This is a genomic window from Rhizobium sp. YJ-22 (assembly GCF_029601685.1).
Lineage (GTDB): Bacteria > Pseudomonadota > Alphaproteobacteria > Rhizobiales > Rhizobiaceae > Metarhizobium.
Map to the genome: position 1 here is coordinate 125,463 of NZ_JARRIR010000004.1, position 26,654 is coordinate 152,116.

At 58.3% G+C, this 26,654-nt stretch carries 25 protein-coding genes; 17 read left to right on the forward strand and 8 right to left on the reverse strand.

Annotation, left to right across the window (positions count from 1 at the left end; translation table 11 throughout):
* Positions 1 to 134: 134 nt before the first annotated feature.
* Together P7F60_RS11185 and P7F60_RS11190 are read left to right on the forward strand one after the other, a co-directional pair.
* Entirely contained in the window at positions 135 to 596 is a 462-nt protein-coding gene (locus P7F60_RS11185; protein ID WP_149737022.1) for a hypothetical protein, read from the forward strand.
* Between the two features lies 1 nt (position 597).
* Positions 598 to 1,629 (forward strand): serine/threonine-protein kinase, encoded by a 1,032-nt coding sequence (locus P7F60_RS11190; protein WP_277917805.1) that lies wholly within the window; start codon positions 598 to 600, stop codon positions 1,627 to 1,629.
* A 277-nt stretch (positions 1,630 to 1,906) separates the two neighbouring features.
* On the opposite strand, the gene P7F60_RS11195 is transcribed toward P7F60_RS11190, so the two are convergent.
* Positions 1,907 to 2,260 carry a hypothetical protein gene (locus P7F60_RS11195; protein ID WP_277917806.1) on the reverse strand — a complete coding sequence of 118 codons (354 nt, stop codon included), beginning with the start codon at positions 2,258 to 2,260 and terminating at the stop codon, positions 1,907 to 1,909.
* A 380-nt stretch (positions 2,261 to 2,640) separates the two neighbouring features.
* On the opposite strand from P7F60_RS11195, the gene P7F60_RS11200 reads away from it, so the two are divergent.
* The 3 genes from P7F60_RS11200 to dcm all read left to right on the forward strand — a co-directional run bounded on the left by P7F60_RS11200 (position 2,641) and on the right by dcm (position 5,964).
* A complete protein-coding gene (locus P7F60_RS11200; protein WP_277917807.1) occupies positions 2,641 to 3,057 on the forward strand; it encodes a helix-turn-helix domain-containing protein in 417 nt (138 codons plus the stop codon).
* A gap of 388 nt (positions 3,058 to 3,445) precedes the next feature.
* On the forward strand, positions 3,446 to 3,859 hold the full coding sequence (locus P7F60_RS11205) for a hypothetical protein (protein ID WP_149737018.1): 414 nt from the start codon (positions 3,446 to 3,448) through the stop codon (positions 3,857 to 3,859).
* Between the two features lie 155 nt (positions 3,860 to 4,014).
* Complete coding sequence (gene dcm / locus P7F60_RS11210) at positions 4,015 to 5,964, forward strand: DNA (cytosine-5-)-methyltransferase (RefSeq protein WP_277917808.1); 1,950 nt, start codon at positions 4,015 to 4,017, stop codon at positions 5,962 to 5,964.
* 89 nt (positions 5,965 to 6,053) lie between these two features.
* Here dcm and P7F60_RS11215 read toward each other — a convergent pair whose 3' ends face one another.
* From P7F60_RS11215 to P7F60_RS11225, 3 genes are read right to left on the reverse strand one after another with little or no spacing between them, the layout of a single operon-like run.
* Positions 6,054 to 6,308: a hypothetical protein gene (locus P7F60_RS11215; RefSeq protein WP_277917809.1), complete on the reverse strand. Its 255-nt coding sequence runs from the start codon at positions 6,306 to 6,308 to the stop codon at positions 6,054 to 6,056.
* 43 nt (positions 6,309 to 6,351) lie between these two features.
* On the reverse strand, positions 6,352 to 8,232 hold the full coding sequence (locus P7F60_RS11220; protein ID WP_277917810.1) for an AAA family ATPase: 1,881 nt from the start codon (positions 8,230 to 8,232) through the stop codon (positions 6,352 to 6,354).
* A 9-nt stretch (positions 8,233 to 8,241) separates the two neighbouring features.
* Positions 8,242 to 8,871, reverse strand: coding sequence for a hypothetical protein (locus P7F60_RS11225; protein WP_277917811.1), 630 nt, complete (start codon positions 8,869 to 8,871; stop codon positions 8,242 to 8,244).
* A 206-nt stretch (positions 8,872 to 9,077) separates the two neighbouring features.
* On the opposite strand from P7F60_RS11225, the gene P7F60_RS11230 reads away from it, so the two are divergent.
* The 3 genes from P7F60_RS11230 to P7F60_RS11240 all read left to right on the forward strand — a co-directional run bounded on the left by P7F60_RS11230 (position 9,078) and on the right by P7F60_RS11240 (position 11,806).
* The gene (locus tag P7F60_RS11230) at positions 9,078 to 9,617 is read left to right on the forward strand and encodes a 2'-5' RNA ligase family protein (RefSeq protein ID WP_277917812.1); all 540 of its coding nucleotides are present in this window, start codon (positions 9,078 to 9,080) and stop codon (positions 9,615 to 9,617) included.
* A gap of 17 nt (positions 9,618 to 9,634) precedes the next feature.
* Positions 9,635 to 10,807: a hypothetical protein gene (locus tag P7F60_RS11235; RefSeq protein ID WP_277917813.1), complete on the forward strand. Its 1,173-nt coding sequence runs from the start codon at positions 9,635 to 9,637 to the stop codon at positions 10,805 to 10,807.
* Positions 10,808 to 11,245: 438 nt separating this feature from the next.
* On the forward strand, positions 11,246 to 11,806 hold the full coding sequence (locus tag P7F60_RS11240) for a PIN domain-containing protein (protein ID WP_347276867.1): 561 nt from the start codon (positions 11,246 to 11,248) through the stop codon (positions 11,804 to 11,806).
* 7 nt (positions 11,807 to 11,813) lie between these two features.
* On the opposite strand, the gene P7F60_RS11245 is transcribed toward P7F60_RS11240, so the two are convergent.
* A complete protein-coding gene (locus tag P7F60_RS11245; RefSeq protein ID WP_277917815.1) occupies positions 11,814 to 12,494 on the reverse strand; it encodes a hypothetical protein in 681 nt (226 codons plus the stop codon).
* A gap of 792 nt (positions 12,495 to 13,286) precedes the next feature.
* On the opposite strand from P7F60_RS11245, the gene P7F60_RS11250 reads away from it, so the two are divergent.
* The 6 genes from P7F60_RS11250 to P7F60_RS11275 all read left to right on the forward strand — a co-directional run bounded on the left by P7F60_RS11250 (position 13,287) and on the right by P7F60_RS11275 (position 19,877).
* Entirely contained in the window at positions 13,287 to 13,682 is a 396-nt protein-coding gene (locus tag P7F60_RS11250; protein WP_277917816.1) for a hypothetical protein, read from the forward strand.
* A gap of 91 nt (positions 13,683 to 13,773) precedes the next feature.
* The gene (locus tag P7F60_RS11255; protein WP_277917817.1) at positions 13,774 to 13,932 is read left to right on the forward strand and encodes a hypothetical protein; all 159 of its coding nucleotides are present in this window, start codon (positions 13,774 to 13,776) and stop codon (positions 13,930 to 13,932) included.
* Positions 13,916 to 14,668: a hypothetical protein gene (locus P7F60_RS11260; RefSeq protein WP_277917818.1), complete on the forward strand. Its 753-nt coding sequence runs from the start codon at positions 13,916 to 13,918 to the stop codon at positions 14,666 to 14,668. Before P7F60_RS11255 ends, P7F60_RS11260 begins: the two co-directional genes overlap by 17 nt.
* Before the next feature lie 139 nt (positions 14,669 to 14,807).
* Positions 14,808 to 16,991 carry a Mu transposase C-terminal domain-containing protein gene (locus tag P7F60_RS11265; protein ID WP_277917819.1) on the forward strand — a complete coding sequence of 728 codons (2,184 nt, stop codon included), beginning with the start codon at positions 14,808 to 14,810 and terminating at the stop codon, positions 16,989 to 16,991.
* A 2-nt stretch (positions 16,992 to 16,993) separates the two neighbouring features.
* Positions 16,994 to 18,037 (forward strand): TniB family NTP-binding protein, encoded by a 1,044-nt coding sequence (locus P7F60_RS11270; protein ID WP_277917820.1) that lies wholly within the window; start codon positions 16,994 to 16,996, stop codon positions 18,035 to 18,037.
* Positions 18,038 to 18,047: 10 nt separating this feature from the next.
* Positions 18,048 to 19,877, forward strand: coding sequence for a TniQ family protein (locus P7F60_RS11275; protein WP_277917821.1), 1,830 nt, complete (start codon positions 18,048 to 18,050; stop codon positions 19,875 to 19,877).
* Positions 19,878 to 19,946: 69 nt separating this feature from the next.
* Here P7F60_RS11275 and P7F60_RS11280 read toward each other — a convergent pair whose 3' ends face one another.
* The gene (locus tag P7F60_RS11280; protein WP_277917822.1) at positions 19,947 to 20,573 is read right to left on the reverse strand and encodes a nucleotidyltransferase domain-containing protein; all 627 of its coding nucleotides are present in this window, start codon (positions 20,571 to 20,573) and stop codon (positions 19,947 to 19,949) included.
* Positions 20,574 to 21,448: 875 nt separating this feature from the next.
* A complete protein-coding gene (locus P7F60_RS11285; RefSeq protein ID WP_277917823.1) occupies positions 21,449 to 22,141 on the reverse strand; it encodes a P-loop NTPase fold protein in 693 nt (230 codons plus the stop codon).
* A gap of 562 nt (positions 22,142 to 22,703) precedes the next feature.
* Here P7F60_RS11285 and P7F60_RS11290 point away from each other — a divergent pair.
* Both P7F60_RS11290 and P7F60_RS11295 read left to right on the forward strand, forming a co-directional pair.
* On the forward strand, positions 22,704 to 23,252 hold the full coding sequence (locus tag P7F60_RS11290) for a type II toxin-antitoxin system VapC family toxin (protein WP_277917824.1): 549 nt from the start codon (positions 22,704 to 22,706) through the stop codon (positions 23,250 to 23,252).
* Positions 23,253 to 23,444: 192 nt separating this feature from the next.
* On the forward strand, positions 23,445 to 24,554 hold the full coding sequence (locus tag P7F60_RS11295) for a hypothetical protein (RefSeq protein WP_277917825.1): 1,110 nt from the start codon (positions 23,445 to 23,447) through the stop codon (positions 24,552 to 24,554).
* 326 nt (positions 24,555 to 24,880) lie between these two features.
* Here P7F60_RS11295 and P7F60_RS11300 read toward each other — a convergent pair whose 3' ends face one another.
* The gene (locus tag P7F60_RS11300; protein WP_277917826.1) at positions 24,881 to 25,768 is read right to left on the reverse strand and encodes a LysR family transcriptional regulator; all 888 of its coding nucleotides are present in this window, start codon (positions 25,766 to 25,768) and stop codon (positions 24,881 to 24,883) included.
* A gap of 86 nt (positions 25,769 to 25,854) precedes the next feature.
* Here P7F60_RS11300 and P7F60_RS11305 point away from each other — a divergent pair, with 86 nt between their 5' ends.
* A complete protein-coding gene (locus P7F60_RS11305; protein WP_277917827.1) occupies positions 25,855 to 26,652 on the forward strand; it encodes a phytanoyl-CoA dioxygenase family protein in 798 nt (265 codons plus the stop codon).
* Positions 26,653 to 26,654 lie beyond the last annotated feature (2 nt).

Below are 26,654 nucleotides of genomic sequence, written 5' to 3' on the forward strand. Positions count from 1 at the left end.
GCCAGCAGCTTCGTGCCGCACCTTGACCGAATCGTCCCCGTCATCAACTATCCCGCTAGTTTCAAACGACTAAAGCACCCCTGCGTTTCGCGACTGCGTTGTCTCTCCGGGTGCCCTAAAGGACTCGGAAGATAGTGACGGACAGGTGGCTGGGTGTGCACGTTTCAGGCGACGGACTGATCATAGTCGACGCCGAGGTTCCTGATGACGGCCCGATAGTCGTCGTAGCAGACGAGTCCTGGAAGCTGGAGAAGGGCGATCGCCCGAAGGCTTTCCAGACGATCTATAAGCGTCTCTCCGACTATGTCCGCGACAAAGGCATCGCCAAGGCCGTCATCAAGGAGAGCGCCGCCAACGCTCGAGGCATGGGTCTTGCACATCTTCAGGCGGCTGAACTGCGCGGGGTTGCCATATGCGCGCTGGCTTGTGGGTGCCCGGTCGAGCAGGTCTCCAAGGCCCGCATCAGCAAAGGTTTCGGCGAGCGCAAGGCGGACGAATATCTGAAGGACAACGATTTCTGGAAGGAGAACCTCGACGGTCTGGCGATGCGCACCGGAAGCCGCGAGGCCGCCCTCCTCATATTGGCGACCCGCTGAGATGAGCGAGTTCTCTTCCAATCTCAAGATCGGCGCCAAGCTTGGCAACGGGCATTTCGGCGACGTGCACCTCGGAAGCGACGACATCCACGAACAGCTTGCCGTCAAGGTCATCCGCCCCAAGGATGACGACACTCCCGACAAGTGGGAGGAGCGGAAGGAGAACCTTGTGAAGGAGGGTGTCAGCCTCAAGAAGGCGACCCACGACAACATCGTCCAGGTCTACTATGTCAACCGATCGACGACCGAGGACGCAATCTACCTTGTCATGGAACTATGCGAGCGTGGCTCTCTTCAGAAGCCTTATGAGGCGGGCCCGCTCCCGTCGACCGAAGTCCATCGGATAGCGACGCAGATCTGTCACGGTCTGGGGTCACTGCATGACCGGGACATGCTCCACCGCGACCTGAAGCCCGGCAACATTCTGGTCACGAAGAACGGCACCGTGAAGCTCGGCGACTTTGGTCTCGTGACCGACGAGATGGTGCTGGGTTACGCCGAACTAGGCTACTCGTACACCGATCACCTGGCTCCGGAATCACATGAGACAGGACTGTCTAGCAAGAAATCCGATTTCTGGGCACTGGGGATGACGCTCTACCGCCTGCTCCACGGGGACGCATGGTACAGGCAGAGCCCCCTGCCCCGCTTCAGCGTGGCCGATGGAGGATATGCCGACAGGCTGACATGGCTCCCGCACATTTCCGGACGATGGCGCCGTCTCATCAGGGCGATGCTTGCCGACGACACCGCAACGCGTCTGGCGACAAGCCGACGAGCTTTGGATGCGCTCGCCGAGATCGCAGGGGAAGCCGCCTGGGACTGCACAATCGACGCGGCCGGTGTGAGATGGACACGGGAGATCAAAGGCCGCCGGATCGAGGTCGATCTCGTGAAGCACGGAAAGCTGTGGAACTGGACGGCCGTGAGCCATCCGCTGGTCAAGGGATCGAAGAAGACCGTGGGAAGTTCGGGCGGCCCCGTTGCGAAGAGCCTGGCGGACAGCCAGCTCAGGAAGTATTTCGGCGGCTAGCACGGCTCGGGGAGCGCGCGAGATAACTGCCGGAAGCGATGATTTCAGTCCGTGACACCGGGCGCGCCTTCAGGATCGCAGCCGCCTTCGCCCTGCGGTCGCCGCTGCATGCGTTGCAGAACCCATCAGCAGAGTAGTTCCCGCCTTCGCGCTCATGCGGGCGGTCGCAGTGCTTGCAGGCCTTGAAGAGAATCGCGGTCGCCATCTATGCCTTCCGGTTGCATTACCGAACATAATGCGAACGCGTTAACAGTCAATCAAGATCGCCGTTGCGTGTTCAGGTGTCGGCTGGGAACCTGGCGACCAGCCCGTCGACGACTGCGGACGCGTTTTTCGTCCGCGCGACCCGGATGTCACAGGCGCCTTGATCGCCGTCGGCATAATGGACGACCGTGATGCCCTGCTCCTTCGCCTGCGCCGCCAGAAACAGCGCGCCGACCATATCCGGAGTGGGATCCAGGACCACTGCGGACGGCTTGAGAGACCACATGAGGTCCACCGTCTCCCGGATGGTGGATGTCGTGAAGACGGTCGCACCTTTCTGGGAAAGTGCGAGTTCCAGCTTGCGTGCGGTGTCGGCCTCGTCCTGGACGATGACAACGACTCCTTCGAGAGGCGGGGTGCTGCGCATGCAGAGATCCTGAAGATGATTTTGAAGCAGAAAGCGGGAGTGCCATGGCACGGATTAGCAAGGTGTTCTAAAGGATTCGTGGACGGCATGAAGAGATGCACCTGCAAGCGGATCTCACAGGTATCGCCGCATCAGTCCAAAACTTGGATCGGTCGATCCATTTTTTGGAATGATGCCTTGCCGCCAGAGTTGCCGCGTATCCTGACGAATTGACCCAATACGCATCTGCCGTGGCCTGTTTGGTGATCTACGCACTTGATTTGTCGAGCAGGATTCGCGCATGCTCCGGTGCCGCCGCTGTCCATGATGGATTCATTTTCTGCTGAGGCTTTAAAGATCGCGCAGTTGAAAATTGCCGCTGCATGTCCTGGAGGATTCGCATGCTTACAATCGGCGAGCTTTCGAAGACGACCGGTGTCAAGGTCACCACTATCCGCTACTACGAGCAGATGGGTCTCGTCTCCCATTCCGGACGGTCCGGCGGCAACCAGCGCCGCTATTCCGCTGCGGAACAGGATCGGCTGTCTTTCATCAGGCATGCGCGCGATCTCGGGCTTACGCTCGAGGCCATCCGCGAACTCATCGATCTCAGCCAGGATCCAGAGCTTCCTTGTGCCGAAGCGGACCGGATTGCCGCTGAACAGCTAGCGACCGTTCGTGAGAAGATCGCACGTCTCAAGAAGCTGGAGGCGGAACTCGAGCGCATCTCCACCCAGTGCAATGCCAGCCAGATCCGCGACTGCTACGTGATCCGTGCTCTTGCGAACCATGACCTCTGCACGACGGATCACGGCTGAACGGAGTGCGGCCCGGATCGCGCGGTTCCATGGGCGGTGACGGTGATGACCCCGCAGGCTTGACTCCTGATCAAAAAAGAACATAACAAGAACACTCCTATCGACAGAGATAGTATCCGCTCAACATGTTCAGGGGAGCCGCGATAGACAGATGAGTATGGATCCGGACAGCCGAACCAGTCAGCCTCGTGCGGGCATCCATGTCGATCACTGGTGCTGTGTCGGCGACTGCGGCAAGTGGGGCGGCTTTGGGTTTTCCAAGGGCAGATCGGAACCGCAATGGTGGTGCTGGGAACACTACCCCCACAAACCGAACCGGACACGCTCGGAGGCCATCGAGATCGCTGAGGCGATCGGCCTCTAGCTCAGTCATTCAGGTGGCGAAACGATGGATAAGCAAAGCTTCCTCTGCAACGAATACGAACGAATGATCGGTTCGGGCGAATATGTCTGGTCGGGCTGGCGCGATTCTTTCGAGCGTTTTCAGGCCGACCTCTGGGACATGACTCCGACCTCGAGCGCGGGGCGGTATCTGGCGCCGAAGGACAGGGAGCTCGGGTTTTCCCCTGACAATGTCGAGTGGCACTTTCGAAAGACCCGTCCGATAGGGAAGATGACAAAGGTCAGGAAGAACAAGATCCAGGCTCCACCGAGCAGGACGAAAAAGGTCAAGCGAGCGCCTTTGACCGCTGCCGAAAAAAAGAACCTGGCGGAGACAGCAAAGGAAGAGCGGAGACGGAAGCTCGCTGAGGAGTTCGAGTACTGGGAGCGAAAGCGGAACTCGAGCAGCGGCGGTTCCTGAGATGGGTAGATCGGATCTCTAGTGTCGCACCCACGGCAGCCCAAGTCTTTATCTCACCGATCTTGGTCTCCATTAAAATTCGATCCATCCGCTTACCGGTGTCGCAACAAGTGTCCGGATATGACATGCCCCGCAATGAGACAACGGGGAACGAGATGAATCCGAAATCCGAGGCACTGGCTGCGGCGAAGAAGAGGATTGTGGAGCTGCAGTCGCAGATGACCGATCGAATTCTGAAGATGGCTGCGGAGGTCGCGAAGCTTACGAAGGTCGTGACCGAGCGCGAGGCCAGGGAATTCCTTCGCGTGACCTGCAACGTGCCGACTTCGGAGCTGTCGACCTACGTGAAGTTCGCCGACACGCTCGCTGGCCATGAGGATGTGCTCGAAAAAGGCCGGGTGTCGTTCCCTGTCGTGAAGGCCTTGGTTTCCGTGGACAGCGCTGTCCTCGATGAGATCATCGAGCGCATGGATATCGGCGCGCGGATCTCGACGAATGACATCAGCGCCATCAGGAAGCGGCTCAAGGTGGCGGGCCTGACGCCTGCGGAAGTCATGGCGCAGCGCAACGGCAGGCTGGCAGCGGCCGCGGCACGGCGGAATGGCGCATATCAGGCTTCCGAGTTCCAGTGGCGGCTTGATGCCTTCGTGCGCCGCATCAATCTCATCAGGAATGCGGGTGATCTCCTCGACGACGAGATCCGCACGACGGCTTACGACCTCAAGGTCGAATTCGAACACTTCTTCGGAGCTGATCACCAGCCACTCGAGAAGCTCAAGCGCAACTCCCAGGCTCACCAGATTGCCGCGGCCTATCTCGCGCTCATCCATCTTTCAGAAGGAACGCTCGCCGTTGCGGCGGGGGTCGGCGAATGGCTTCCGGGAGACCATCATCCGTGGCTCGTCGCGCTGCAGTCACTTTCCGGACGCGTCTCTCCTCCTCGCGAGGCGCCGAAGAAGACAGATCCTCTCAAGACCGCATTCAATCCTCGTCCGACCGTTGTGGAACTATGCGCTGGCGCGGGTGGTATGGCCATCGGTTTCGAGCGTGCGGGCTTCGATCATGTGGCGCTGGTCGAATGCGATCCACACGCAGCGGCGACGCTGAGGAAAAACAGGCCCGCATGGACTGTGATTGAGGACGATCTGAAGACAATCGACTTCACTCCCTATCAGGCCCTTGATATCGATCTCGTCGCCGGAGGTTTGGCGTGTCAGCCCTACTCGATCGAAGGGAAAGGTCTAGGCAAGGCAGATCCACGCGACCTTTTCCCCGATGCCGTCCGGATCGTGAACGAGATCAAGCCTCGCGCGTTCGTCTTCGAAAATGTGGAAGGGCTGTTGCATGGCAAGCATAGCGACCACATCGCCGACATTCTCCGCGGCTTTCGCCGAGCCGGATATCAGACCGAGATCCATCGAGTTCAGGCATCTGACTATGGGATTGCGCAGGTTCGCCGCCGCGTGCTCATCATCGGTTTGCGTGATGATCTGGCGGACGCATTCCGCATGCCGCCGACATTCCAGGATCGCAGGATGAATGTGGGCGATCTTCTCCTGGATCTGATGGCCGCGAATGGCTGGACAGGCGCACGCGAATGGGCGCGGCAGCGGCGGGAGCAGCCTGTCCTGAACCGACACGGCGAGATCGTCGCGCATGGTGCCCAGGCATCCACCATTGTTACCAGCCGGGGAAAACGGCGCAGGAATGAACAGGATGTCCAGCTCGCGATCGGGTTCGACGCGACGGGCATGCCGGACCGCGCCCCGACGCAGGAAGAGGCTTCAAGGCCGGGATACCTTCCGTCACTCACCCTGCGGATGAGAGCGCGGATCCAGGATTTCCCGGACACCTGGGAATTCGTGGGCGGCAAGCAAGCAGTCGCCAAGCAGATCGGGAACGCAGTTCCGGCACGGCTTGCCCAAGCCGTCGGGCTGGCGCTGGTGTCAGCGATGCGAGATGTCCCGCTCGATTTCGAGGCGATGCTTTGGCCGGACGAGGCGAGACGGGAACTCGTGGACGCTCCTCCCCTCTTTGCTGACCACGACGTAAACTCTGCGGCTGCGGGCATCAGGAATCCGGCGCTCGCTCATGAACCAGTATGATGCCGCGGCCAAGGCCCTTCGTTTCCGTCAGATATCTCCGGGTCGAGCGCGTGTGGTGCCTCCTGCCCTATCTCGAAGCCGCTTTCCCTTCAGCGAACACCATCGTCCGCCTGATCGGGCGGTCGCGTTCGAAGGACATGTTCTTCCGCCTCCTCATTTCCGCAGATGCGCCTTCGCAGGCGCTCTCTGGGATTTCCTTGAGATAGAATCCGGCGCGCTCTCTTGGAAGGCGCGAAGCCAGCATTTGCGAGACCTTCGACAGCCGTCTCTGCGGTTTCCGCCACTTCGTTCTCGGGATCACGATCGCCGCCCTTGTCATCATCAGATTTCCTGTCGCCCGACATCTGGTGTCTCCGAACATGTTGATGGGGTTGAAGTGCGGCCTCTTCATCCTTCGCGTCGACGAAGTGGAGCGTCAGGTCTCAGGATCTGAGCCGCGGCCGCCCCTGAAAGGACTTCGGTCCCCATCAATGCCGATGCGATCGCCATCGTGTCCTCGCGTTGCTGCCGGATGATGCCCTCCGCCCTCGCCAGTTCCTCGGAGAGCAGGCTCTCCACGTGCATCCTCATCACGGCATCGCTGGCCCTCAGCTTATCGAGATCTCGCGAAGCCGACACGTTCGTGTAGCCTAATCCGTTCACGCCGTGGCCACCGATAAGTACCGTAGCGATGTCAGCCGCCCTGTGCAGGTCGGACCCCTGCATCCCGCCGGAACCTTCGTGGATTTCTCCAAGGATCACATGTTCGGCTGCCCGAGCGCCTAGCAGCATCGCAATTTCATTCCGATACATCTGGATCGTCCTGTTACGCAAATTGGACCTGCGCCACTCGACGTGCCCCAAACTGCGGTCGCGATGTCCAGCTTGCCTTGCGACAACAATCGCCTCGATCTCGCCGGTCCCGAGCGCCATTCCAACGATCGCATGACCAGCCTCATGTACGCAGACTGCCCACCTTTCTTTCTCTGAAAGGGTCTCGACGGGCGGCACGATGGAAAGGAAATCACCGCCGCACACTGTCCTGCGGTTTTTACGCGCGATACGGCGCGCATCCCTGACGAGCTGCCGTAGGGCTGCGCCGGAGTACCCGCTAGTCGCGAGAGCAATGGTTCGCATCTCGTCCGCCGGGATGGCGAGACCGAGATGCGCCGAAAGGATCTGTTCTCGAGCCTCCAGATCCGGCATCTCGACCTGGATGTGCCGATCAAGCCTACCCGGCCTGCGAAGGGCCTCATCGATGTCGTCAGGCCTGTTCGTGGCGGCGATTACCACGACGCCGTCCCGTCCGGATGCACCGTCGAGAAGTTCGAGAAGGGCGTTGATGACCTGGAGACCATAGGCGGCATTCTCACCCTTGAGGTGCGCCCTGGAACCGAACGAGTCGAACTCATCGATGAACAGGATGGAGGGCGCTGCTTCGATCGCCTCCTTGAAGCTTGCACGCATGGCACGCAGCATATCTCCCAAGTGCCCTTTCGCCTGCCACTGGGCGCTCGATGCTGTCACCAGGGTCGCGCCGCAAGATCTTGCGACCGCACTCGCAAAAAGCGTCTTGCCACATCCCGGCGGTCCGCTGATGAGCAGGCCACCGTCGACGTCACGCCAATCGATCTCGCCTTGTCGCCAGGCGGTGATATCTTCAATGAGGTCCAGCGCCCACTCGGTCGCCTTTCCGTAGCCAGCAAGCTGCTCGATCGTCGGTTCCCAGGAGACCGAGCGTTTGATCTCCTTCACCTTGGCCGAACCTTCGAGCTTCTCCAGGGTGACCTCGATGGGCCGCGTTCCCTTGATGGCAGAGAACACCACGGACAGAGGGTAGGAGAAGAGTCGCACCGCGTGCTCACGGTCGATTTCCAACCCGAAGACGCTCTTCGCAGCGAGGACCAGATGATACGGCTTGACCGCGCCGACCTGCTCGATACGGTCCAGTGCCACCGACAGTTCCGGTGGTGGGTTTGCGCCGTGCGCCATGAGCACGATGACGGACTTGCTTGAAGCCACCGCCCTTTGCGCCTCGGCTGAGTCAGTTTCCCCCTGATGCTTGCTGACACGCACCAGGGCGACGATGTAGTTCAGTCCGCTGGTGGCAAGCATGTCTTTCACCGCACGTTCATAGAGTTCGATGTCAGCTTCGGGTGGCAGAAGCACCCCAGCAGTCTTGTCTCCTCGAAGGAAGATGCCGCAGCGACGTAGCGGCAGGCGTAGAGAATTGGCATAGGTTGCCACTTCGAGCGATTGCTTTCGCTCGTCATGTTTTGCCCTTTTCATGATTGCCTCCTACGAACGGACGGCGCGGATGGCGGTATCCGGCCCGAGCAGCGCTTCATCGAGATCGACTTCCAGCAGACCCATCATGATCATGCTGGCGATCGATGCCATCGGTCTGCTCTCGCGCACCGCCCCGAGGCATTCGGCGAGCGTCAGTGACCCCTCCTCTTCAAGTCCCGCCAGGATGCGGACGCGGTCTCCGAGTGTCGCTTGCCAGCCCGCGTATCGGACGAGGTCTCTGGCGTTCTGAATTCGAACCGGGTTCAGGTCGAAGATGGAGACTGCCTGGTACCGATAACCAAGGCGCTCCGCGACCGCCGGCAGCCAGGTGATGGTTTCAGGGATACCGCGCCAGATGTCGATGAGGAGATTCCGCTCATCCGAGGTCCGCACCGAGAAATCCACGTAGCGGTGACGTGGCTTGAGCGCAGGGGAGTCATTGACGATAGGCTGTGTCACGCACCGCCAGTGGACCACCATAGGGTCGACTTCCAGCAGGCAGGCATAATCGCTTGCCTCTTGGGAACGATAGAGCGTGCGACCGCGGCACTTCGTTGTGTGAGAAGGAAAGCGTGACTTGTAAGAGATGGGGAGATCGCAAGCTTCATCGCCTGCGGCATGCGCAACAAAGGTCGTCATGACCTTGCCTCCAACGAATAGGTGATGTGGCGGAGACCGGGAACCGTCCCGGACTCGGTCAACCTATTCGGAACGTGGGGGCGCTGAAATTGCTCATGACGGAACGAATAAGGAACGATTTTCCCGACGTCAAGCCGGTTTGATTCGTCGCCGACAAGTCCTAGATCTTTTTGATGTCGAACCCTCCATTGATACTGACAGCGCATGTGAACGATCAGGACTTGCTGTTCTTCGACAATCTCAGGGCGCAGTTCTTCCCTGCGGATCGCAACTTTCTGCGAGCGCACGTAACCATGTTCCACAAGCTCCCCTCGGAGCATCTTCCGCAGATCGAGGATATCCTCGAGGCCGAAGCGGCGCGGATGACGCGAGCGATCGAAGTCGGGGTAATCGGCGTTCGCAACATGGGCAACGGCGTTGCCTTCGTTCTCGACAGTGAACATCTCATGGCAACGAGAGCTCGCTTGAAGACGGAGTTCACGCCCTGGCTCGCACCCCAGGATCATCAGCCATGGGGTCCCCACATCACGGTACAGAACAAGGTGCATTGGCAGAAAGCCGAGGCGTTGTACGACACGCTGTCGCTGGAGTTCGCTCGAAGCACCATTTCCGTGGAAGGACTCGATCTATGGTCCTATCTTGGTGGGCCATGGCGGCATGAAAGATTTTTTTCAGCCGGAGGAAGGCAAGCCAGTCAAGGCGAGTCCCTGGACGATGGGGCAGGCCGGGGTATCTCTGGAGATTGACTGGCAAGGGAGGATGCATGGCACTTTTCGAGGAAAAAGAGCGTACACGCAGATCGCCCCGGCGCTCCGGGGAGCCTTGCTTCGATTTCTACGACAGCTCCGGCAGAAACCCTTATGTCGTCTACCGCGACCTTGTGAACGGCTGGATTGCAGAATTTCCCTCATCCGAGCAGCTCGAGCTGATAAGTCGGATGAAGAACCGTAACGATGCACAGTACGAGCAGGCGCTTGCCGAGATCGTGACATACATCGCGCTGAAGCGCCTGGGTCATGAAGTCGAGATTCACCCGGCATGCCCCCATCCTACGAACAAGCCAGACTTTCTGGTGAAAGACACCTCGGGCGTGGCATTGGCCTACGTGGAGGTGACATCCTTCGGCCCGGATGTGAGGACGGTCGCTCGCGATAACCGCGAAGCCGCCATCTATAACGGTCTTGAGACCGTGGATCTGCCGCCCGGCTGGCTCATGGGATACGAGGTCCGAAAACATGGTCAGACGGCACCGAGCGTGAACAAGCTGAAATCCGAGGTCGAGCTGTGGGCCCGGAACGAGTGTGGGGACGACACGAGGGTGACCCCCAGGCGCACATTCGCGGCCCAGGACTGGGAATTCGATCTCACGCTTCTCGGAGGCTTCAGCAAGGATAAGAACTACGAGCGAAAGATCGGCGCGGCGATGATGGGGCTGCGATCTGTTTCTCCTCACCTGGACCTGCGGGTGGCGTTGGAGAACAAGGCGAGGAAGTATGGGATCCAGGAAACGCCCTACCTCATCGTCGTCGCGGACTGCAAGGGGTCGATTCCAGTAGGGGATCATGTGGAGGACGCTCTCATCGACGGACTGTTCGGAAGCCCGAGCGTCAGATTCCGGCGCCTAGCCGACGGTAGCATGGAGACCTACGACGAGCGGACGGCGGACGGTTTCTGGGGAAGGTACGGCGATCCCAGGAATACCAACGTCAGCGCCGTGGCCTTGCTTCCCGAGCCGAACCTCTGGAAACTCCGCGACGACCGCTGGCAGCCGATCATCGCATACAACCCCTTTGCAGCGAATCCGCTGTCTCACGATGTCATGCCGCTTCCGGGCTTCGGCCTACCGGATGGAGACGGAGACTACGGGCGCATCGAGGGCAGATCGCTCGCGGATCTGGTGGGACTGCCTGCTGAGTGGCCCCCGGAAGACCCTTGATTCATCCCTCGTCCGGGACCGGTGAAAAATTAAAATTTGATTCGTCAATACTATAGCTACAGCAACTGTAGATTCTTTACGACGCTATCTTGTTGACCGCTGAAACACCGGTTACGGTCCAGGCAAGTCAAGAAATCAAAACAATTTCCAAGGTCGTCGTCCTTCAGGGGGCCAGGTAAGGAGAACAGTGCCTCCAGTCCTGGTTTGCGCTGAGTGAAAACGATCGCTTAAGTCCCGTGGCGGTCGATCACCGTCTGCGGGCCAAGGATTTTTGCCGCATTCAGAAATTCATGCATGCGAGCTTCGGCTTCATCTCGTTCCCACATGTCCGACACTCTTGCCTCTTCGATTAACCGAAATGGTCGGATGGCAAAGCAGCCCCACGATGCGCTGCCTTATCATCCACAGTGAAGTCAGCTCGACCTGCAGGATTTGGCAATGACCGAACCTCCGCTTCTACTTGATACCGACATTGTAAGCCTGATGGGTAGGACACGCCCTCCTCCAGGACTGCGGGCTTGGCTGCTGCGAGTAGGAATACATCGTCTGCATATTAGTTACCCCGTTATAACGGAATTGATGCGCGGCGCCCATCTGAAACAGCGCGACGATCCGCAAAGAGCCGCTCGGATCATGGAGTGGGTGAACGAGATACTGAATATCGACTTCCCCTCGCCCGAGATGAATACCGAAGTCGCCTACGTCTACGCACAGATGACATCGGTCTCGTGCCTCAGGCCAATGTGGACGGTTCAGCGTGGTGAGCGGGCGACGCGACTGGGGCATGACCTGATGATCGCCGCGGTCGCCATCACGCACGGCTTGCCAATTCTGACGGGGAACACCCGTGACTACTTGAAAATCCATCAGAGGTTCCCGCTGCCGGGTTTGTACCATCCCTTGGAGTCGCACTGGTACGTGCCGCCTGAGACAGAATTCGTTCTCCCACGCCTCGACGAAATGGAGGAATGCCGTGAAGAGATGCTACCCATGCTTTGAGGCCGCATCAGCGCATCGAAGGCCTTGCGATCCCGCTCTCGAGAGCTTCGACGTAGCTGGCGTTGAACCAGATCGGAGTTTCGCCACCGATCTCCATCTCCCGCACGAAGTATCCGTCAAGTCCCGCTCCACGGATCATGCCCGTTGCATCGAACCTGAGGGATCGTATCGGCTTGGTCATGATCAGCTCCCTCCGGTTCCCGGTGATCATCTGGGTCACGATCTCGGATCTTCCCACGTGGAATTCGACGATGCTGTCGGCATAGTCCGCCTGGAAGGTTCGGGGTCCGACCCTGGTGAACCCATTTTCACAGGCCCACCGGATGGCCCGTTCCGCATTCGGGAGTTCCTCTGCGAGGACATTGGGTCGCTCGGCATCTCGGTAGACCGCGCGGCGGAAACCTTCCGGGAACCACCTGGGCGCAGGGTTGCCTGCTTTCATTCTGTCGGCGAAGTAGTCGTCAAGGCCCGCCGCCCGGAGCATGCCATGGGTGTCGATCCACAACTGGTCCAATCTGAAGACTGCGATATCCAGCCGCCGCGAATGCCTATGGGCTGTAACGCGGCCGCCGGTCCGGTTCAGCGCAACTCTCACACTGTATCCAGCATAAGCGCTTTCGAAGTTGCCGCCGCCGGTCGCCGAAAATCCTCGATCAACGAGCCATTGGTTGATTGTTGTGATGTCCATGTCCGTCTCCCTGGACGGAATGGTGGGTATCGGAGGTGCAAGCGACAACGTTCCGTTCGGGAGAATGTAAACTCAAGCTTAGAGCAAAAACGGAATCCACGAGTACGATATCTCGCGCTCGTCCATACTTGGACGGGTAAAATTTCATCCGACAGCATCTAATAAAACGCCCGCTCAGCAAAATATAACTGCCGCCAAAATAGGTGAATACTACATCTGTCGGTGGAAATCGACTTAACAGCGCGATAAAATTACTGGGACATCCCAAAAACATGCAGATGCCCCGGAAGAGTTCCGTGGATAGTTCAAACTTTAGGGTTTCTATTAATTGGGCGACAACTCCACTAAGTGGCTGTTTTTGTTGATTTTATTCCGTTGCAAAAGTTGAAATCGTCTCTTATGTTCGCAGCGCTCGGATGGCGTGGTGCCATCCCCGGCAAGGAATGAAGTCATGGGCTTTAAAGCCATATCGATAGCCAGGCGGGACGGCCGCCTTTCCTCGATCTAGGGTATCGCCATGAATCTGGCCGCTGCCCATCGAGGCACGGCCGTCCCCCCTTCGCAAGCTCGAAGACAAACCAGGGGACATGCAATGACTTCCAGAGATACCAAACCCACCTCAAGCAGACGTCATGACGACGTTGCCGCCCGCCCGTTGTTTTCGGAATCCGTTCCGGACAGCCCCGGCACCCGTGCGCGCATCACCCCCTGATCCCTTTCCCTCTCTCAAACCGAATTTACGGCACGCATTCCGCGCGCCGGTCCCATACTGCCCAGAGAAAGGCGTCTGCCATGACCACCACCAACCTCCGCCCGACCCGCCCGCTCGACCTCTCGAGCCACTACCTCTCGTATCTCGACGCGATCGATGTCGAGAACCAGTCGCGCCACCTTCAGGGCGAACCCCTGATGACGTACCCGACGTTCGAGGATTTCCTCGATCTCTGCGTTGAGGAGGCCCTGGAGGCCGAGACGACGTTCGGCGCCCGCGCGCACGAATCCGACAGCCTGCACCGTGTTCTTGATGCAGACTTCTGTGACGAGCCGGACCTCAAGTGGATCCTGACCGTGCCGTCTGTCGGAATCTTCGCCGACGAACGCTCCGTTCTCAACCACGAAGCGGATGATGCGGAGCTGTGGATCAGCGATTACGGGACCTTCGCATACCCGTCCTGCGCACGTCACTGAGACTGTTCTGATGATGCCGGAGCCGTTCGCGGCTCCGGACACCGACGCTGGCCGTCGGTTCGCTGGCAGCATCTAATCAAGGGAGACCACAATGGGTCCGGGGTTTATCGTTCAGACCATTCACGAGCGCCGTCAGGGTATCGACCTGCTGGCCCAGCCGTACGAGCGCAAGACTGTCTATGCATCTCCCGACAACGCGTGGATGCGCGAGGTCGGCGTGCGCGAAGGAGGTTTTGAAATATTACGATAAGGATCCCGCCAGCGAGATTCTTTGGCGCAGTCAGCCGTCCGCGGGCCACGCCGACCGTAGCCTCGCTCTCCGCAACACTCCCGGCAAAATCCCTGCCGAAGAGCGCAAGAGCATCGCGACCAACCGGGTCAATGTCGTCAACGAGGCGACCGACACTTATCACCGTCTCGAAAGCCTGCTTGAGGCGAACGCCATGGAGATCCTCATGGCCAGCGACCCCGGCGTGCGCATCCAGGCGCAGTATGGATGGATCAAGTTCCGCCGCAGCGGGGTGGAGAAGCGGCACATGTTCGATTTGCTCGCATGCTTCAGCAACGGCTGCCGGTCTCTTTACGCGGTCCGGCATGAGGAGGGTCTCGGCGATCTCGAGATCGATCTTGAACTCATTCGTAACCAAGAGATGAGGAAGCATGCTCATCGCATCATCCTGCTGACGGAAAAGGAGATTTCGAAACCTGCCGTTTACCGGGCTCGGGAAATTCTCCGCGCACGCAACTTGAAGAACGAGAAGAACAATGCGCTTGCGCTTGAAGTCCTCCGCAAACTTGGTGGCCGTGCCCGGATGTTCGATGTCATGCTGAACATGCCCGATACCGCCTTCTCCATCACCTGGAATGCAGTCTGGGTCCTGATCGATGCTGGCCTCGTAATCCACGATCATCCGGCAGCGGATTCCACGCCGCTCTCGAAGCTTTCCTGGCTCCGGATCTCGGAGGGAGCCCGCCATGCAAACTAGCTTCCTTACAAAGGATGACAGGTTCACCCGGTACGGCATCGGTCCGAACGATCGATGCCGCTACCGGGGTCGCTTGTGGGACTACTCCACGGAGTTCGAGAACGGCGTGGTCCTCCGGTCTGTGGAGACGGACAGACCAGTGGAATTCGAGCCTCTGGTATGGCGGGATGTCACGAGGAAGCTGGAGATCGGCGTCCTTGAGATCCTGTACGACTACCATACGGAGCGGAACGCCATCCTTAGACTGCAGGAGGCGAAGATTTTCGAGCTTCCGCCTCGTGTGGTCCTGCGCGCCCGCATGGTCAGTGAATTCCTGGCGGCCGAATTCGACGTGTACGACACCGGGGTCAAGTTCAGCAGGTCCGATGCCTGCATCGCCAAATTCCTCGCCGTCTTCATCGCGCAATGCGAGGAGCAGGAACCTGAAAAGGGCGGCAACGGTCTGAATCTGAAAAGAGAGAAGCCATCGCCCCGCCAGTTCCGGAGGCTCCTGAAACGCTTTGAACTGGGAGGATTGGATCCCCGGTCATTGCTGCCACGCTACCAGGGACGCACCGCTCCTTCCATCACCTACACCCCCGACGAACTGGCGTTTCACCAGAAGCATGCAGAGATGTACCTGACAAAGGACAAGCTCACCATGAAGGCGTGCTGGGAGGAAATGGTCGGGCAGAACCTGAAACGGGTGAAGGCAGGAGAGGCTTCCCTCAACCTACCTTCTCTTCGATCGTTCCAACGGATGATCAACGAATACGGAGACTTCCGGAAGGAATTCGCGCGCTCGGAAAACAAGCATCGGGTGATGCGCAAGTTCATCATCGCGCAGAAGGGCCTGCAGGTGAAAAGGCCGCTCCAGATCATCGAGATGGACGAGCACGAGATGGATCTCGTGCGCCTTCTCAACAGAAACGGAATCTGGCGGTTCCTTCATCCGGATGTGCAGAAGCGCATTGAGGACAGGCGGAGGGCCTGGATGTCCGTGGCGCTTGACGCGTGGTCGAGATCCGTGTGCGGCCTGAAGATCTTGTATGCCGAACCGGACGCTGATGCCGCAGTTGCGACCCTGGCGATGGTTGCCCAGGATAAAAACAACATCGCCGCCCTTGCTGGCACCACTTGCGAATGGCCCCAGGCAGGCCAACCCGAGGACATCCACACGGACGCGGGCGCTGGCTACATCGCCGACAAGTTCCAAGTCGCCGCAATGGCGTTCACTGGTCGCGCCGCAATCCCGCCCTCGAAGCATCCGCACCTTCGGGCAAGGGTTGAGCGCTTCTTCCGCACGATCAACCAACGCTACATCCATATGTTTTCGGGCCAGACCTTCAGCAACGTGCTCCTCAGGGACGAGTACAATGCCGAGAAGCATGCCCACATCACGCATGACGAGTTATGCTCGCTGCTCGTGCGCCTCATCGTCGAATGCTACCACAACACGCCCCATCGGGGTCTCTATGGACTGACCCCGCTGGAAGCTTGGTACTGGGGTTCGCAGTACGCCGACGGCGCTGTAAAGGGCCCTCCGGGCCCCGACCGCTACCGTGAGATCTTCGGTATCACCGACACTCGCAAGATTGGAAACAAGGGCATCCAGATCCTGAACCTGTTCTATCGCAGCGACGAGTTGCAGGCTCTCCGCAAGCGCTGGCAGAATGCGGAACTGACAATCCGCATCAACGACCAGGACATGTCGAAGATCTCGGTCAAAAATCTCTACACCAACAAGTGGATGGATGTCGGCTGCACCGAGGACGGGCTGGAAGGTGTCAGCCTTTTCGAATGGATGGAAAACATCCGCCACGTCAAACGCAAGTTCGGACGCATGGCGATGTGGTATCAGGAAAAGATGCGCATCGGTCTCGTCGACGTGAGGGAGGCCTCCAGACAGAGCAAGGTCGCCGCCAAGATCAGCACTCCGGGTGTGACGGCGCGGGAGGTTCGCGACTTCGAGGAGAAGGAGATCGCCACGAACCGCTACTCCAAGCGCGAGAACATCGACTTCGGGGACCCCGCCCTGGTCGCCCCGGCCGACGTGTCCGTGTCATCCGATGAAGATCCGTTCAACCCGCAGGGGGTTTTCGAACCCATTCCAGGGTTGCCTGATCAGACGAGATCGGAGTCGCCTGCGTCCCTAGGCAGAAAGTCGACGACTAGGAGTGACCGCGAGCCAACGCAGGCCGACCTCGGGGCAGCGCTGTCACCGGACGGAGAAGACCGGGAAATCGGCAAGCCCGTGGACGGACCTGCCGTCGATGAAGCATCGACGACGCGTCGCGGCGGTCGACGGCCGCTCAGGATCGAAAGCACCAGGAAGGACGACTGACCATGATGGAATCGGCACCTCGGCGCAGCATGCTCGATCACATCCGCAACACCGCCGGCAGCAAGACGGTCGAGCGATCCGCCATCCTCGCGGACTTAAAGGCCACGCACATCGTCACGAGATTCGATGACCTTATCGACGCAGAGCTCGAACTCATGCTGGCCCACATCATGAGCGGCAACGCGGACGAGGGCTATGCGGTGGCCGTGGTCGGAAAATCGGGAGCCGGAAAGAGCACCATCGTCAAGCGCCGCCTCGATGCCAACCCGTCCCTGCAGCCTTTCAAGGACGAGTACGACAACATGATCGGTGCGTGCCTGCGTGTTCGGACTCCGCCAGGCTGCACGGCCAAGAGCCTCGGCCTGGCGATCCTCAGGCATGCAGGCAATCCGGTTGCAGATACCCGCTCGGACCCCTACATCTGGGATCAGGTGGTCACCACCATGATGCGCAAGCAGACCTACATCCTCTATCTCGACGAATTCCAGCACGCCCTGCACGCTCCCAACCAGAAGGGAGTCGATTATCTTGCGAACATCGTGAAGGGTGCGATGCAGGATCTGAGATGGCCGCTTTGGATGATCCTCAGCGGCGTACCCGATCTGCTCACTTTCATCGAACGGGATCCGTTCAAGCAGATGAAGCGCCGGGCTCCCGTCGTGTGGATTGACGAACTGTCGGACAGCCCGGACGACGGCAACGACGACAATGACATCGACTTCATGGGGGATGTCCTCGAACATCTCACCCGTACATGCAGGCTGGATCTTGCCGTGCCCCTGAGCCGCGAGTTCCTGCGGCGGCTCCTGCATGCCGGGATCTGGCGCCTCGGCATGACGATCCAGATCATCAAGATGGCGATCGAGCGTTCGCTGTGGGACGAGAAGTCCGGCGGCAAGATCGTATACCGCCATTTTGTGGAAGCCTACCAGCGCATTTCCAACTGCGACGAATACACGAACGTGTTCACCAGCGAGCGGTGGTTCGAGATCATCCGGGAGGTGAACGAGGACGGGACACTGACGACAACCGTTTCCGGCAGATGAGGATCCTACAATGTTCGGCCTGACCAAGGTACCGCTGTTCGAGGACGAGCTCCTCACGAGCTTCATGTCAAGGATCTCGCGCGCGAACGGCCGCACCCGTTCAAGTGAATTCTGCCGCGATGTGGGAATCAACCGGATCAGGTTCGAGAAGGGCGACAGAGCGCAGATCCTGCGTTTCGCAGAACTGGTCGAGATGCCGGTATCGAAGCTGATGCCCCACGCGGTGGAAGTCCGCGACAATCACGGTGCGGTCATCGGTGGCGAATATTTCCCGGCTCCCTCCCTTGCGCGGCGGAAGCTGCGGTTCTGTCCGGGTTGTCTTGCCGATGACGAGGCGGATCAGCGTCGAATCCCTGGCACCCGCCCGTACTGCCGGAGGGAATGGATGTTCCCGACGATCCGGGCATGCCGGAAGCACGGTCAGACGTTGGTGCAGTCTCTCGATGTCCGCTACATCAACCATGCCTACGATTTTCTGACCGCGCTCGAAATGGAGAAGGACAACATGCCGGAGATCGTCGGCCGGAGCGTTCCCCAGAAAGTCACGCCGTTTGAGATCTTCGTCAGCGACCGCGTAGCCGGTAGGCGCGATCACGGGCCGCTGCTTGATGGCCTCACGCTCGCGTCTTGCACCCACTTCTGCGAACTCATCGGGGTTGCCGCCCTCCACGGAAAGCGCTGCCGGGTGAACAGTCTTGGTGATACCGCCCTTCTCGAGGCGGCCAACCATGCCTTTCTGAAACTCGAGAAGGGCGAGGAGGGACTGCACGCGCTCCTCGATGTCGTCAGAAAAGAGAGCACGCTGTCGAACCTGCGTGGCGGTCAGGCCATCTACGGTCGGATGTACAACAGCCTTCACGACTACCGCGAAGGCCCGGAGTTCGATTCAATCCGGAAGGCGATCCGCGAATATACGCTGGCATCGATGCCGATCCTCAACGGATCCGACTTCTTCGGCAAGGTCGAGGACAGCGCCTGGACTTCCGTCAACATGGTCGTGAAAGCCACGGGCATCAGTGATCAGACGGTTCGTAGAATACTCTGCGCCATGGGGCACCTTCGGACCCATTACCCGGACAAAGGTGAGCAGTTCATATTACGCGCTGATGCTGAAGAGGCCATTGGCATGCTCAACAGCAGTGTCTTGTCCAACGCGGCCGCGAAGATCATCGGCTGCGAGGAACCCTTCTTCGCGCGTCTGGTGGCCGAAGGATTCATCAAGCCGATGCCGTTCGAACGCCGCGCAGCCGAAGACCGCAGCTATGTGATGCTGGATCGCTACGCGAGGTCGGAGATCGAGGCGTTCAAGGCAAAGCTGGACAATGCCATCACTGCCAAGCCTGCCACTGGCATGATCTCCGTAGCGACCGCTGCGAAGTCTATGGGAAGGCAACAGAAAGAGCTGTTGCAACTCGTTTTGGACCAGAGATTGAAAACCGTCGCCATGAAGAATCATGGTCCATTCAGTTCACGGCTGCTGGTGGACGGCAAAGAAGTCAGTTCCGCCCTTGGCCACCGTATTGGGCTAAATGCCACCGAGACCGCGCGGCTGCTCGGGATCAAGCGCGGCCCGCTCACCGCGCTCGTCAAACGCGGAGAACTGACCCCCATCAAATATGGCTTCCACAAGCGGCAGCTCTACGACGAGCGCGAAGTGGAGGCGTTTCGATCGGCGTATCTCTCGTTCGGGGCCGTGTGCACGGAATACGGTCTCAACCGAATGGAGCTCATGCATCGGATCCGACGACGGGAGATTGTTCCCGCATTCCCCCAAGACGAAATCGGAGCCATCCTGATCGCTCGGAGCGCCATTCCTCGCTTGCTGGCTACCGCTGCCTGAGTTCTCTCACCCCAGACTGTGGCCTGTTTCGGATTGCCCCATGCGGAGCATCGTTCCCTGCATTGGCTTTCAAGGGCATCCACCAACCACCATGATCTTTTCTCCTCCCATAATCGCTCCGATCACGCGATCCCCGGCAAGCTGCTTCCATTCCTCCGATGTGTGGAGCTGAAGGTCTATCTCGCGACCGACAACCTCCTCCATCTTTTGCACGGCCTCTCCAATCTCGAGAAAGTCGATGTTGCCAATGACCATGAGGTCAACGTCACTGCTGGCACGCTCACTTCCCTTGACGATGGATCCGAAGATGAATGCCAGTTCGATGCGGTCGCGAAGGGGTCTGAGAACGCCCGCAATGACATCCCTCAGTCCGAAGGTCTTGAGGCAGATCAATCGCAATTCATTATATATCGGGTTCTTCGAGTTGATCGAATAGACGACCTGGTTTCCTCGTGACGACTTGACGACGATATCCGACCTCTCGAAGGCGCGGATGATGTTGCGCCCGGCACCTACGCCGGGGCCGCCGATAGACAAAAGCTCGTTTGTGCCAAACTCCTTCTCCGGGTTCAGGAGAAGAGCTCCGAGCATGCGTTGCTGCCTACCTGAAAGCATAAAGTCGATTGTGGACATCAGGTGAACCTGTTTTTGGACCGATAGAACCAATAATTGGTTCAATTGCTGATGCCAATACATCGGTCCACGTCCGGATTCGATTGATGCCAGTATTGGATCGCTGTCAGCTCGTCAGCATCTACAGGCTTGGAACCGCACCGTCGCGATCACTTGAACGATGACAGAGATCGCCTCGTGGACCTATCCACGAACGCCATCAGCCGTTCCTCTGGAATCGCATCGATCTCAAAACTTCAGTGACATTGAGTGTGGTCGCATAACCGACCTGGTCCCGCGATCTCGGTCGTATTCATCCGATCCAATGCGGCAAGCAACTCGCCATCGTCCATGCGATCACACAACAACCTACCGCGGGATGATAACTCGATAGCTCGGTTTCGAGCTGCCCGTTCCAGAACTCTTCGATTCACACGAGAGCTCCATCCTCTTTCTGAAATTCGATTGCTGCCCCTGAAACGATGATGATTCATCGACTTGCGATTTTGGGACAAACCAAGCTGTCATTTGGGACATTCTTCGCTGTCTGCGGCGGGTGCTAAGTGCTTGGAATCGTGAAAACGGTTGGGACAATCCAAGTGGCTGCGTAGACCGCATTGCTTAATGTCGCGTCCGGTGAAACGATGCCATTGGCAAGGTTCACCGGACGAATCCGACAAAGGCTGCCAAACTGACCTTGGAAGTAATGTGGCGATGCAACCATAGGATAGTTCCGAGACCTGTCTTGGGGTGACGATAGGCGATTGAGAAACCGAAGCTGATCCTGGCCAGTCCGCGAGGAAAATGGCCGGGATTGAAGCCAAAACTGGCCTCCGAGCTTTCGTGAGTTGATTGCTTGGAAAGGGTGACCGTTCACCAAAGATAAAAAAATCGTTCCCCGGGCAGGTAGGTCCTGCCCGGGACCAACAACAAAACAGAAACAGTTCAGGGATCGGGAGCTAAATCAGATCAGTAGACAACAGGAATTCAGCAAAATGAGCCACGTGCCCAAGTTCGGATTTTCCGCCTTTCTGAAATTGATCAACTCCAATCCCAAGCCACAAAAACGCCTCGTCCGAGACAGGTTTCGCCCGAGCACAGGCGGGTAGAGGTTTCCCGTCATTGGTTAGCTCACTGAGAGCGGCACGAAACTGCAGCATGGCAGCCCGACGGCCGTCCTCGCGCTTCCAGAATGCTTCGGCGGCGTCTTGAGCCTCCTTCCCTGCAGCCTCAACGGCTGCATCGACCAGAGGCCCCGTGATTTCAGTCACGCCTGCTGTCGCAAAAGCAGCAGCAATTCTCAGAGCCGGGCGCGCAACCGTGGCGACCACGTTCTTCGCCTTTTTCCAGCTCTTTTGGGGCTTCCCTGCAGGTAAACGGTCACCTATCGCACCGGTAAGCCCGATCAGTGGATCATCCAGATAGTCATTGGCAAACGCATCGAAGTAGACAGTGGTGGCAGCGCCACTGTTCTCGACAGTATGCGCCCCAACCCAACGCTTCAGAAAATACGACTTTCCACTTCCCCAAGGCCCGTCGACGGCCAAGACGATAGGGTCTTCAACACGCTCCAGTAGTTCTGAAATTCGCTGCCCAGTAGCTTTTCTTCCTAGGAGGTCGGATTCACCGAACCCCTCTTCGTAGAGAGCCACGTCCTTTTGCACCGGATGGAGTCGCATTTTCCAATACCGCGTTTTTCGTCGCGGAAGAGACTGGTGTTATTGGCCAGCGAACTCAAGATTGGTGACAACGAAAGCTGAGGTTTTCCACTTGCGCGCGTGCAAACGGCGCTGCCGGAAGCGTTTTGCAGAGATTTAGAACGGGCATTTTGACCTAATCTGCTGGTCCACCATGTGCCAGGAACTCTCGCCCCTTGTCGCTGACCACGTCAGTCCGGACCGTGACGAAATAACGAATGTTCCCTGTCTCGATGACGGCCGATCCGAGCGCACGGACGCGTTCAAGGAACTGTAAGAGTTCCTTGTCGCCAGGCTGGATCGTAATTGAGTCCTTGGCACCCATCACGGATAACTTATCACCGGCCTGGAAATTCTTGCAACGAGTTTGAAGCCGCGAGGCACGGACGTTGAGGGAAATTCGGAATCCGTGAACGACAACAATACGCCATTTACATTCATCGTATGTTAATTAGTCTTTCGCAGACTAATACCCAACAGGGATAAAAATCAGACCTCGCATGGATTGAGGTCGAAGATGAAATTGGCTTTTTTACTGGATACCGACGTTGTAAGTGAAACGAGCAAGGTAAATCCACATCCCAATGTGGTCGAGTTTCTACGAACAGCTCCAAACATTTTCCTACCGGCAGCTGCTCTTCTGGAAATCCAAAAAGGGATTACAGAAGTCTGCGCCCGCAGTCCCATGAAGGCCGTTCGGTTGAGCGCTTGGTACAAGGAGCTGACGAACGGAGAGATACCAATCATCTTTCCGACCCTGGAGATCATCGAAGTCTGCGGAACATTTGCAGCGGAACCTAGGCTCAAGAATTTGCGGGTTCCTCGTGCGGACGCCAGAGACCCTACGTTTGGACAAGACCTGTACATTGCTGCAACCGCGCTCGTTTATCGAACGGCTATCGCCACCTTGAACGTGCGCGATCTCTTACAAATAAATGCAATCCATCCATTGCCGGGTATTTACGATCCGAAGAGCGAGACATGGCACGCGAGAATGAAGCCGCTCGATTTCAATGATGAGGTGGATTGTGATGAGGCGCACGTTATTCCATCGCGAGGTCGTTAAGTTAGGGCATACCGGTGCGTCGTTACGGCCGTGATTTAGGACTGTGGCAGATCGATGGGCGTATCGCGTTAAAACGCAAAGACTTGTTTCGAAGAGAAAATCCCTCAATTGTTCAAGATTTAATTTCTTTATTTTCTCGATGAGAATTCCTTCCGGGGCATATGACGCATGCCGCGAAAAGGAGTTCTCCCGATGCCAGAGCCTATTGAAATCCCTACTCGCGACACAGTGATCTATGATACCACGTTGTCCCTTTGCATAAGGCGAGGCAATCTCGCAGAACAAATGCGAGAGATTATCAAAAAGGTCGATTACTTGTCCCAGTTCTTACCCGAAGAACGGGCGGTAGCCGTTCTTCGCGATGTCGGTTTTACCGATGATGAGATCGCGACCTTAAGGGGCTTCACATCGAATGCGGGGTCGTACAGCAGCCAGTTCGATGGCCTCTCACTAAGCTACGATGCATTTCGGGCACTCAGCCGAATGAGTGAGGACGAGATACGCCATTCGATTACTGTTTTGGAAGCCAACGGCCGTCTCGGCGAGCGTGAACTTGAGTCTTTGCGCGCCGTGCCAGACGCAGCTAAGACCTCCGACTTTGATCAAGCTATGAATATCAGGGACGAATATCTCCGAGACGAATGTCATCGGATAGCGAGCACCCGGATGGATCGGTTTAATGAACTGGCGAAAAAATTATACGGGCTGATGCACAGCTACGAGGCTTGGCGTTACAAGCTGATCAATCACGAGCACAAACTTCGAGATAGTGAATTTCTTGAATCTCTCGGAGATGACGAAATTGACGAACTTTATAACGACTGGCCAGAGCTTGAAGCGGAGGGACACGCGTTCCTTGCTGAAACAGAGCAGGAAATCGTTGAACTCGCCACCATCGTCCTGAGCGATTTCGACGAAATATTTCCGCTCATGAACGTGTCGATGGAAGACTGGCCGTACCTAAAGATCGATAACCCGGTTCGGCAGAAATTTGCCGAAGCAAGATATGCACTGGATAAGCTGACCAAAGGCGGGTTTGTTGGCGGATTTCCTGCGTTCAGCACGGAGTCGTTTAGCTGGGACGCCCTCAGCACGATCCAGTATCTCTCCGGAATTCGCCGTGGCGGGAAAATTTCGCAAAGGCTAGTGCCCCGCCCGGTTCGGAAACTGAAAGCTGTGACTATCGGTACCGCAAGTGGAGCTGAAGCAGTCGGCCTTTATTCAGCTGGGTTCCGGGTTCGTGCATCCTACACAGCGGACGAGTTGAGCGAGGAGACAATTCAAGCCAACCGGCGCACGTAAACACCCTCGGACCTTGTTGCGAGAGTTAACAAAACGGGGCATCGCACCATCGCCTCCAAAAGAACTCATCGGACAAATATTTTACAAGCGGTGCGACCTACCATGAGTTGCGAAATCGGAATCTAAGCCCGGCACCTGCCGGGCTTTTTTTGTGCTTTATTCCCGGGCTATTTTAGCCCTGTGGCAAACTTCTTTGGATCGCGGCAAACTAGATCGGACAACCTCGAAATTTCTCAATGATTTCCAGGGGCATTTGGCGTCGTTTAAGCGGACGCGACACTTAAACAGCGCCGCGCGTCTCCCGACGCGCGGCGTTTTTCGTTTCATCAGCGCGCCGACTTGAGGATAGCCGCGTGGATATCCGGCAGCGGGTTCGGCTGGTCGCCGCAGTGGATGAGGACGATCGGTTCGATGGCTTGCGGGTCGGTGATGACGGCGCGGGAAAGTGGGCGGCCGTCATAGCTGAGCATGCCGGCCGGGTTGGTGTAGCTGACGCCGATGCCCTCGCCGTTGGCGGCGAGGCTGCGCAAGACCTCGATGGAGGCGGCGCGGTGCGCAACCACGGGCGCCAGCCCAAGCGAGCGGAACAGGCCAAGCATGTGGCGGATCGAAAGGCCTTGGTCGGAGAGGATCAGTGGCCGTTCGGCGAGGTCGGCAAGCGTGATCTCCCCTTTCGTTGCCAGGGGATCGTCCGGCGGAAACCAGGCCTGCGGCGAGACGCGGGTGTAGAGCGCGCGCTCGAAACTCGCGTCCAGACCGAGATCGTAGGTCAGCGCCAGGTCGATCTGGCCGGCCAGCACCGCTTCGGCCAGCACCTCGAAGCTCGCCACCCTTGCGCGGATTTCCACATCGGGAAATTGTTCACGCAAATTGCGCAGCAAGGGCGCGAGGTAGATGGGGGCGATGTCCTCGAAAATGCCGAGGGTGATGCGGTCGAGCCGGCGTCGGCCCAATGTTTGCGGATTTTCCAGCCGCGCGGCCTCCGTGAGCAGCGCCTCCGCATCGCTCAAGAACAAGCGGCCGAAGGCGGTCAGCGTCACCGGCGCGCCCTTGCGCCGCAGGAAGAGTTTTCGCCCGAGATGCGTCTCGACCTGGGTGACGGCGACCGACAAAGCCGGCTGCGAGACGTTCAATTGCTGGGCGGCGACGGTCAGGCTGCCGGCATGGGCCACCGCCACCACATATTCGAATTGCCGGAGCGAAAGATATAACATGAACCTATATTTATCTTATCGATATATTATTGGAAATTAAAATCGGTGGCGGCCATGATCGCGTCACACCAGCAGGGAGACATGACATGCCGCATCCGCTCATTACCGAGGAACACATCGAAAAATATCAGCGCGACGGGGTCGTTCTGGTCAAGGGCCTGTTCCGCGATCACGTCGAGACGCTGCGCCGTGGCGTCGAGACCAACATGACCCAGCCCGGCGAATATGCCGCCGAAAACCTCAATGCCGGCGAAGGCGGTCGCTTCTTCGACGATTATTGCAACTGGCAGCGCATTCCCGAATTCGAGGAGGTCATCCGCACCTCTCCCGCCGCCGAAGTCGCCGCCGATCTGATGCGCTCGAACGGCGTGCAGGTTTTCCACGATCACGTCCTGGTCAAGGAGCCCGGCACCTCCAAGCCGACGCCATGGCATCAGGATTCCCCCTATTATTTCGTCGAGGGCCGGCAGACAGTCAGCTTCTGGTCGCCGCTCGACCATGTGAAGGAAGCATCGCTGCGCTGTGTCGCCGGTTCGCATCTCTGGGAAAAGCCGGTCCTGCCGACGCGGTGGCTGTCTGAAAAGAACTTTTATCCCGACTCCGACGTCTACATGCCGGTGCCGGATCCGGATGCCGAAGGCATGACCGTCGTCGAATGGGAAATGGAGCCGGGGGACGCCGTCGCCTTCGACTACAAGACCCTGCACGGCGCGCGTGGCAACCAGAGCCAGGCTCGCCGCCGCGCCTTCTCGCTGCGCCTGTTGGGCGACGATGCCCATTACGTGGAGCGCCCCGGCCGTACCTCGCCGCCCTTCCCCGGCCATGGCATGGTGGCCGGCCAGAAGCTGCGCGAAGACTGGTTCCCGGTGATCTTCCAGCGCTGAGA